The following is an 8,476-nucleotide window of genomic DNA, read 5'->3' on the forward strand; positions in this document are numbered from 1 at the left end:
GCGACGAGCCACGACGCGCCCGCAGCCGACGATCCCGCGGCTTCTTCGGCCGCGGGCCGGTGGGTGTTGCTCGCACAGTTCCCCGCGCCCCTGGAGGGGCGCCGCCCCTACGGGGCGGCCTTCACCAGCTCGTCCGCCCAGTCGTTCAGCGGCTGCGGCGTCCCGGCGAGGTCCAGGACGAAGAGCGGCAGACACAGGTCGTCGGCGCGGCAGCGGGCGTCCGGCGCATACCCGGCCAGGGAGAAGCAGACGGAGGCCGCGGAGTCCAGGAGGCCGTGCAGCCACAGGCATTCGACGTCGCGCAGCGTGGTGGGGAGGGTCGTCGGGTCGACCCGGGCGACGAGGCCGGTGGCGCGCAGATCCACTCCCGCCACGGCGGGGGCCGGGCAGCTGCCGGGGCGGCGCACGTCGGTGAAGCCGAGCCAGCGCAGGTAGCGTTCGGCCGCCATGACGGCATCGCGTTCGGTACGGATGGCGACGGGCCGGAAGGCGGGGCGCGTCCCGGTCCGCGGCCCGTGCGCCGGCGGTTCGTCCGGTGCGGCGGCCTCGTCGTCCGGCACCGGCAGCCGCATCACGGCGCCGCACGAGCAGCCGAACTCCGGCCGCGGCCACTGGCCCTCGCGGTCGCAGGTGGTGCAGCGCACCGAGACCCAGGAGTCCCGCCAGGTGCGGTGCCCGAGTAACTCGGGTGCCGCGTCCGGCAGGACCGGCAGGGTGAGCGGAGCGCCGCAGGCGCAGGGGAAGGTGGGCGGGGTGAAGGAGTGCTCCCGGTGGCACGTGGGGCAGTGCACCGGCACGCTCTTGGCCATCTTCGGCTCCAGCGGGGTATGGAGAGCGGGGTATGGGACCCCATCGTCCACGATGCGGAGCGGCAGGGGGAGCGAATCGGCAAGCGGGTCCGCGCCCCTGCTGGCGGAGCGTTCATGCCTTGGTCAAAGGTTCACCGGTTCGGGGGTGGGTTCGAACTCCCTGACGGAGTGGATCTCCTGGCCGTGCGGGGTGTCGGCCTCCCGTTCGATCATGATCTCGACGAGTACCGGCCGGGACGTCGCCACGGCCTCCTTGCGGGCCCACTCGATCGCCGGGCGGATGCCGGCCGGGTCGGTGACGCGACGGCCGGAACAGCCGTAGGCCTCCATGATCTTGACGCTGTCCGTGCCCGTCCCGTCGTAGTGGATGTCGACCTGGTAGTTCATCCCGTAGCCGACGGAGGCCTGGCGGATCAGGCCCAGATACGTGTTGTTGAGCATGATCAGGACGAGCGGCACGTCGTACTGCGCCGCCACGGCCAGCTCCTCCACCGTGTACTGGAAGCCGTAGTCGCCGACGATGCCGACCACTTCGGTGCCGCCGCGGCCCATGCCCTCCAGCGCCTTCTTGACGCCGATGGCGGCGGGGAGCTCCCAGCCGAGCGGCCCGGCCTGGCCGCACACCTGGTAGCGGCGGGGCAGATGGGCCTTCTGGTGCTGGCCGCCCCAGATCTGGTAGAGGCCGATGGCGGTGACGAAGTAGGTGTCCTCGCCGAAGACCTCGTTGATCTCCTTGTAGACGCGGGGCGCCTTGACGGGCACGTCGTCGAAGTCCTCGCGACGGGTGAGGGTGCGCTTGAGCTCGCGGCAGCGCGCCGTCCAGGCGGCGGTACGGGGCCGGGCGCCGCGGGCCCGGGCCGCGTCGAGCAGGGCGGCGAGGAAGAGCCGGGCGTCGGAGACGATGCCGAGGTCCGGTGCGATGACCCGGCCGAGCTGGGTGGGTTCGACGTCGACGTGGACGAACGTGCGGTCGCCGCGGTAGACGGCGGTGTCCGCCCCGGTGTGCCGGTCGCCGAAGCGGGCGCCCACGGCGAGGACGAAGTCGGCCTCCAGGAACGAGGCGTTGGCGTAGCGCTGCGAGGTCTGGATGCCGGTGGTGCCCAGGTGCAGCTCGTGGTCGTCCTCGATGACGCCCTTGCCCATCAGGGTCACCTGGAAGGGCACCCGGAGGTGCTCGACCAGTGCCCGCAGCTCCGCCGCCGCGTCGGCCAGGATCACCCCGCCGCCCGCCAGGACCAGCGGCCGCTCGGCGGCGAGCAGCAGGTCCAACGCGGCCTCGACGCGCGGCGGATGGGGCACGACGGGCGCGACGGGCAGCCGGGTGTCGAGGGCGGGGTCGTACACGATCTCGCGCCGGGCGATGTCGACCGGGATGTCGACGAGCACCGGCCCCGGCCGCCCGGAGCGGGCGGTCCGGAACGCCTCGCGGAGGATCCAGGGGACCTGCGCCGCCTCCTTGACCTGCACGGCCCACTTGGTGACGGGTTGCGCGACGCCGACGATGTCGACGGCCTGGAAGGCCTCTTGGTGCAGTTTGGTGGAGACGGCCTGGCCGGTGATGCACACCATCGGGATCGAGTCGGCGAAGGCGGTGTAGAGGCCGGTGACGAGGTTGGTGCCGCCGGGGCCGGAGGTGGCGATGGCGACGCCGGGCCGGCCGGTGGTCCGGGCCCAGCCGTCGGCCATGTGCGCGGCGCCCTCCTCGTGGCGGACGATGAGGTGGTCGATGCCGCCGAGTCGGTGCATCGCCTGGTAGAGGGGGAGGACGGCGGCGCCGGGGCAGCCGAAGGCGATGCCGACGCCCTCGTCCTTGAGGATGTGCACGGCGGCGTGCATGGCGGGCATGGTGGGCACGGTCACTCCTCGGGTGAGCCGGATGAGCCGGGCGAGCCGGCCGGGATGCCGGAGAGCCGTTCCACCCCGCGCAGCAGGGCGGAGTGGTCCAGGGCGCCGTCCCCCTGCGCGCGGAGCGCGGCGACCAGCCCCGCGACCACGCCGCCGACGGGGAGCGCGGCCCCGGCCTCGCGGGCGGCGGCGGTGACGATGCCCATGTCCTTGTGGTGCAGGTCGATCCGGAACCCCGGGGCGTACGTGCGGTCGACGAAGTTGCGCCGCTTGCGCGCGAGGACCGTCGAGCCGGCGAGGCCGCCCGCGAGGACGTCGAGGGCGGCGTCGAGGTCCACGCCGGACTTCCGGAGGAAGACGACGGCCTCGGCGCAGGCCTGGAGGTTGACGGCGACGATCAGCTGGTTGGCGGCCTTGACGGTCTGGCCGGAACCGGGGGTGCTGCCGCAGTGGACGACGGTGGTGCCGAGCGCCGCGAACAGCGGCTCGGCGGCGCGGAAGTCGTCCGCCGGGCCGCCGGCCATGACGGAGAGCGAGCCCTCGACGGCTCCGGCCTCCCCTCCGGAGACGGGGGCGTCGAGGAAGCGGACACCCCTGGCGGCGCTGGCGGTTGCGAGGCGGGCGGCGGTGGCGGGGGAGACGGTGGACATGTCGATGAAGAGGGTGCCGGGGGCGGCGTGGGCCAGTACCTCCTCGGCGACGGCCGCGACGTCCGGGTCGGCGGGGAGCATGGTCACGACGACGTCCGCGCCGCGGACCGCGTCGGCGACGGAGCCGGCCGGGGTGCCGCCCGCGGCGGCGAGGCGGTCGAGCTTGTGCTGTTCGAGGGTGTAGCCCGTGACCGGGTGACCGGCCTTGAGGAGGTTCTCGGCCATGGGGGAGCCCATGATGCCGAGTCCTATCCAGGCGATGCGCATGGCGTTCCTTCCCTTCCGTCGTCGGTGTGCGGGTGTGCAGGTGCTCCTCAGCGCAGCCAGCCGAACGCGTCCGCGCTCGGCCCGTCCGGCTTGTACTCCAGCCCGATCCAGCCCCCGTATCCGGCGTCCCGCACCCGCTGCACCGACTTCCCCAGCGGGAGCGCCCCCGTGCCGGGTGCGCCCCTCCCCGGTACGTCCGCGATCTGTACGTGTCCCGCGCTTGCCGCATGGCGGTCGACGACGGTCTCCAGGTCCGCCCCGCCCATCGCCACGTGGTAGAGGTCCAGCAGGACCTTCGTGTTGCCGAGCCCCGTCTCGGCGTTCACCGCCGCGGCCACCTCCGCCGCCCGGTCCGCGGTGACGATCGGATACTGCGGTGACTCGGCCGCGTTGAGCGCCTCGACCAGCAGTACGGCCCCGGCCCGGTCGGCGGCGCGGGCCGCGAACGCGAGGTTCTCCAGCGCGAGTTCGTCCTGTCCGGTGGCGGATGCGACGCGGTTCCCGTACAGCGCGTTGAGTGCCCGGCACCCCGTCGATTCCGCGAAGGCCGCGGCCACTTCCACGTTCGCACGGAACCGCTCCGACTCCGCACCCGGGAGCGACAGTGCGCCCCGGTCCGGGCCGGGCAGCCGGCCCGCGTAGAAGTTCAGGCCCACGAGCTGCGTTCCGGCGCGCTTCAACGCATCGCGCAGCGCCGCGAGTTCCGACGGCTGCGGCACCGGTTCCTCCGGCCAGGGCCACCACAGCTCCACCGCGTCGAATCCGGCGGCTGCGGCGGCCGCCGGCCGTTCGAGCAGCGGGAGTTCGGTGAAGAGGATCGACAGATTCACGTCGAAGCGGTCCATGAGCTTTGCCATCCTTCCGTATAGCGGAAGAAATTTTCTGTGAAGTGGAAGAGTGCTCGTGCTTCCCGGCGCTGTCAAGGCACCCTGGTACGCAGTAGGTTGACGGCGTGCGATTGCGAGCGGAGTTCACGACCGAGCCCTTCGACCTCGAGGAGCCCCCGCCCCATGCGGTGGCCGCCCGCGAGGCGGTGCAGGGTGCCGGGCTCGACGCGGTGGACGTCGGCCCGTTCGGCAACACGGTCGAGGGTGGGGCCGACGCCGTGCTCGCCGCCCTCGGCGAGGTGCTGCGCAGCTCGCTCGCCTCCGGGGCCACCCGGGTGTCGTTGCAGGTCAACGTCCTAGGCGACACAGGGGGACAGGAATCGTGAGCGACGAACACCCCTTCCGCGCCGCCGTCAGACCGCTCGTGGACGCCCTCGGCGGACAGCTGCTGGAGCCGGAGGCGGCCGGCGCCGACGACGTGGTGCTCTCGTGGGAGGGCAGCCCGGTCGTCGCCGTGCGCCTCCCGCACCTCGCGGACTCGCTGGACCGCATCCTGTCCGACCTGGAGCGCCGCCACGGTGTGCCCCTGGCCCAACTCGGCCGCAAGGAGAAGCAGTCCGTCGTCCGCAACCTGGAGGCGCGCGGCGTCTTCACCCTGCGGCACGGGGTCGAAACGGTGGCCGCTGCGCTGGGCGTGAGCCGCTTCACCGTCTACAACTACCTGAACAGGGAGTAGGCAAAGCCCGTCCCAGGTATTTCAACAAACTGTTGACGGTCCTCTTTCGCAGGCGTTAGCTGTGCCCAGCGAACGGAGGTCACCGTGACACCGAGTTCCGGGATCGGCCGCTTCAACGCGGCCGACACCACCACCGCCCTCGCCGCACTGCGCACCGTCTGCGCAAGTGACGCATGGGGCAAGGACGTTCTTGAGGGACGTCCCTATCCCGACACCGAGGCCCTGTTCGCGGCGAGCGACACCGCCGTGGCACGCCTCGGCGCCGCCGGCCTCGCCGAGGCGCTCGCCGGGCACCCGCCCATCGGCCGGCCGAAGCCCGGCGACCCCCGCTCCTCCCGCGAACAGCGCGGCATGGCAGGCGCTCCGGCCGGACTCCGCGCCGAGATGCTCGCGCTGAACCTCGCCTACCAGGAGAAGTTCGGGCACGTCTTCCTGATCTGCGCCACCGGCCGCAGCGCGGAGGAGATGCGGGACGCCGTCCGTAACAGAACCGACAACCCCCCGGAACGCGAACGCGAGATCGTGCGGGAGGAGCTCGCGAAGATCAACCGCTTGCGGCTCGCCCGGCTGGCCGGCACGGAAGGAGCGACCGTCTCCACGCACATCCTCGACACCGCGATCGGCCGCCCGGCCGCGGGCGTCGCGGTCGCCCTCTCGGTACGGGACGGCGGCGACACCGCCTGGCAGCCCCTCGGCACGTCGGCGACCGACCCCGACGGGCGCTGCAAGGACCTCCCCGCCCTCCCGGCGGACGCGGCCCACGCACGCCTGGTCTTCGCGACCGAACCCTGCGGCGCAGGCTTCTTCCCCGAGGTGGCCGTCGCCTTCGCCGTCGCCCCCGGCGAGCACTACCACGTACCGCTGCTGCTCAGCCCGTTCGGCTTTTCCGTCTACCGAGGGAGCTAGCCATGCCTGCGATGCTCGGCCAGAACCAGTACGGCAAGGCGGAGACCCGCGTCGTGCGGATCACCCGCGAGGGGGCCGTCCACCACATCCGAGACCTCAACGTCTCGGTCGCGCTCTCCGGCGACCTGGTCACGACCCACCTCACCGGCTCCAACGCCGACGTCCTGACCACCGACGCCATCAAGAACACCGTCTTCGCCTTCGCCAAGGCACACGGCATCGCCTCCGCCGAGCAGTTCGGCATGCGCCTCGCCCGGCACTTCGTCACGAGCCAGGAGGCGATCACCACCGCGCGGATCCACATCGAGGAGTACGCGTGGGAGCGGATCCCGCCCTCCGGCGCCCGCGAGGCGCGGCACTCCTTCGTGCGGGCGAACCGCGAGACCCGCACCGCGCAGATCGGTTACGACGGCGAGCGGTGGCAGATCGTCTCCGGGCTCACGGGCCTCACCGTCCTCAACTCCACCGACTCGGAGTTCCACGGCTACGTGAAGGACCGCTACACCACGCTCCAGGAGACCCGCGACCGGATCCTCGCCACCGAGGTCAACGCCCGCTGGCGGCACGGCGCGACGGACGAGGCGGGGCTCGCCGCCGCCGACTGGGACGGTTCCTACGCGCGGACGCGCGACCACTTGCTGCAGGCCTTCGCCGAGACGTATTCGTTCTCGCTCCAGCAGACGCTGTACGCGATGGGGGCGCTCGTCGTCGACCAGCGCCCCGAGATCGACGAGATCCGGCTCTCCCTTCCGAACAAGCACCACTTCCTGGTGGACTTGGAGCCGTTCGGGCTCAAGAACGAGAACGAGGTGTACTTCGCCGCCGATCGCCCCTACGGGCTGATCGAGGCGACCGTGTTGCGGGACGGTGCCGGGGCCGAGCTCACTGTTCTGTGACTGCGGCTGCGGGCCGTCGTCGGTTGCTCGCGCCCACGCGGCGGAGCCGCATATCGAAGCAGCCCCGCGCCCCTCACGGGGCTTGCCGAAAGGACTCACCGTGCGCATCGTCATCGAGAACTGCGCTGTCGCGACCGTGGACGCCCACGACACCGAGTACGCCTCGGGCCACGTCGTCGTCGCCGGCAACCGGATCGAATCCGTGGGTCCCGGACCCGCGCCCGGGCAGCCGGCCGGCCCCGTCCGGCGCGTCGACGGCACCGGGCACCTGGTCACGCCCGGCCTGGTCAACACCCATCACCACTTCTACCAGTGGCTCACGCGCGGCCTCGCCCAGGACGCCATCCTCTTCGACTGGCTGGTCGCCCTCTATCCCGTCTGGGCGCGCATCGACGAGGAGATGCTCTACGCGGCGGCCCGCGGCTCCCTGGCCATGATGGTCCGCGGCGGCGTCACCCTGGCCGTGGACCACCACTACGTCTTCCCCCGCGGAGCCGGCGACCTGCTGGGCGCCGAGATCCGCGCGGCCCGCGAACTGGGCGTGCGCTTCAGCCCCGCCCGCGGCTCGATGGACCGGGGGCAGTCGCAGGGCGGGCTGCCCCCGGACTTCGCCGTCGAGACCACCGAGGAGGCGCTGGCCGCCACCGAGGAGGCGATCGACGCCCACCACGACCCGTCCCCCGACTCCATGCTGCGCATCGGCGTCGCCCCCTGCTCGCCGTTCTCCGTCTCGACCGAACTGCTGCGGGAGGCGGCCGCCCTCGCCCGCCGCAAGGGCGTACGGCTGCACACCCACGGTTCGGAGTCGGTGGAGGAGGAGCAGTTCTGCAAGGAACTGTTCGGCATGGGACCGACCGAGTACCTGGAATCGACCGGCTGGCTCGGGGAGGACGTGTGGATGGCGCACTGCGTCCACATGAACGCCGCCGACATCGCGGCCTTCGCCCGCACCGGCACCGGCGTGGCGCACTGCCCGTCCTCCAACGCCCGCCTCGCGGCCGGGACCGCGCCCGTCCCCGCCCTGCTCGCCGCCGGCGTCCCGGTCGGGCTCGGCGTCGACGGCACGGCCTCCAACGAGTCGGGGGAACTGCACACCGAGCTGCGCAACACCCTGCTCGTCAACCGACTCGCGGGCGGCTCCGGGGCATTGACGGTACGTCAGGCGCTGCGGATGGGCACGTACGGCGGTGCCCGGGTGCTGGGTAGGGCGGCGGAGACCGGGTCGCTGGAGGCGGGCAAGCTCGCGGACCTGGTGCTGTGGAAGCTGGACGGGCTGGGCCACTCCACCATCGCCGACCCCGTCGCCGCGCTGGTGCTGGGAGCCCCCGCGCCCGTCACCCTCTCCCTCGTCGACGGGCGCCCGGTCGTGGAGAACGGGCGGCTGGTCACCGCCGACGAGGAGGTCATCGCCCGCGAGGCCCGCGACCAGGCCCGCCGCCTCGCGCGGATCGCCGCAGGCTAGGGGGTGTCCGATGGGTCAGCACAGGCCCCGCGACGCTCCCCCAGCTACCTCCCCCAGCTACCGCTGGGGGTGCCCCCA

Annotated in this window: 9 protein-coding genes; 5 read left to right on the plus strand and 4 right to left on the minus strand. The window is 72.6% G+C overall.

The features are described from left to right. Positions 1-107 precede the first annotated feature (107 nt). The 4 genes from ACLHRZ_RS10510 to ACLHRZ_RS10525 all read right to left on the minus strand — a co-directional run bounded on the left by ACLHRZ_RS10510 (position 108) and on the right by ACLHRZ_RS10525 (position 4,416). Positions 108-809 (minus strand): hypothetical protein, encoded by a 702-nt coding sequence (locus ACLHRZ_RS10510; protein WP_490418042.1) that lies wholly within the window; start codon positions 807-809, stop codon positions 108-110. 123 nt (positions 810-932) lie between these two features. Then, on the minus strand, positions 933-2,654 hold the full coding sequence (gcl, locus tag ACLHRZ_RS10515) for a glyoxylate carboligase (RefSeq protein WP_490418065.1): 1,722 nt from the start codon (positions 2,652-2,654) through the stop codon (positions 933-935). 11 nt (positions 2,655-2,665) lie between these two features. After that, complete coding sequence (locus ACLHRZ_RS10520; RefSeq protein ID WP_490418043.1) at positions 2,666-3,571, minus strand: 2-hydroxy-3-oxopropionate reductase; 906 nt, start codon at positions 3,569-3,571, stop codon at positions 2,666-2,668. 47 nt (positions 3,572-3,618) lie between these two features. After that, complete coding sequence (locus tag ACLHRZ_RS10525) at positions 3,619-4,416, minus strand: TIM barrel protein (protein ID WP_490418044.1); 798 nt, start codon at positions 4,414-4,416, stop codon at positions 3,619-3,621. A 107-nt stretch (positions 4,417-4,523) separates the two neighbouring features. Between ACLHRZ_RS10525 and ACLHRZ_RS10530 the strand changes: the two genes are divergently transcribed. The 5 genes from ACLHRZ_RS10530 (at position 4,524) to ACLHRZ_RS10550 (ending at position 8,398) form a co-directional block, all read left to right on the plus strand. Then, the gene (locus ACLHRZ_RS10530) at positions 4,524-4,784 is read left to right on the plus strand and encodes a YkoF family thiamine-binding protein (RefSeq protein WP_490418045.1); all 261 of its coding nucleotides are present in this window, start codon (positions 4,524-4,526) and stop codon (positions 4,782-4,784) included. Beyond that, on the plus strand, positions 4,781-5,134 hold the full coding sequence (locus ACLHRZ_RS10535) for a helix-turn-helix domain-containing protein (protein ID WP_490418046.1): 354 nt from the start codon (positions 4,781-4,783) through the stop codon (positions 5,132-5,134). The genes ACLHRZ_RS10530 and ACLHRZ_RS10535 overlap by 4 nt, the downstream gene beginning before the upstream one ends. Before the next feature lie 84 nt (positions 5,135-5,218). Beyond that, the gene (gene uraD / locus ACLHRZ_RS10540; RefSeq protein ID WP_490418047.1) at positions 5,219-6,040 is read left to right on the plus strand and encodes a 2-oxo-4-hydroxy-4-carboxy-5-ureidoimidazoline decarboxylase; all 822 of its coding nucleotides are present in this window, start codon (positions 5,219-5,221) and stop codon (positions 6,038-6,040) included. 2 nt (positions 6,041-6,042) lie between these two features. After that, a complete protein-coding gene (gene pucL / locus ACLHRZ_RS10545; protein ID WP_490418048.1) occupies positions 6,043-6,936 on the plus strand; it encodes a factor-independent urate hydroxylase in 894 nt (297 codons plus the stop codon). Between the two features lie 100 nt (positions 6,937-7,036). Further along, complete coding sequence (locus ACLHRZ_RS10550; protein ID WP_490418049.1) at positions 7,037-8,398, plus strand: 8-oxoguanine deaminase; 1,362 nt, start codon at positions 7,037-7,039, stop codon at positions 8,396-8,398. Positions 8,399-8,476 lie beyond the last annotated feature (78 nt).

This window comes from Streptomyces sp. AM25 (assembly GCF_058146165.1).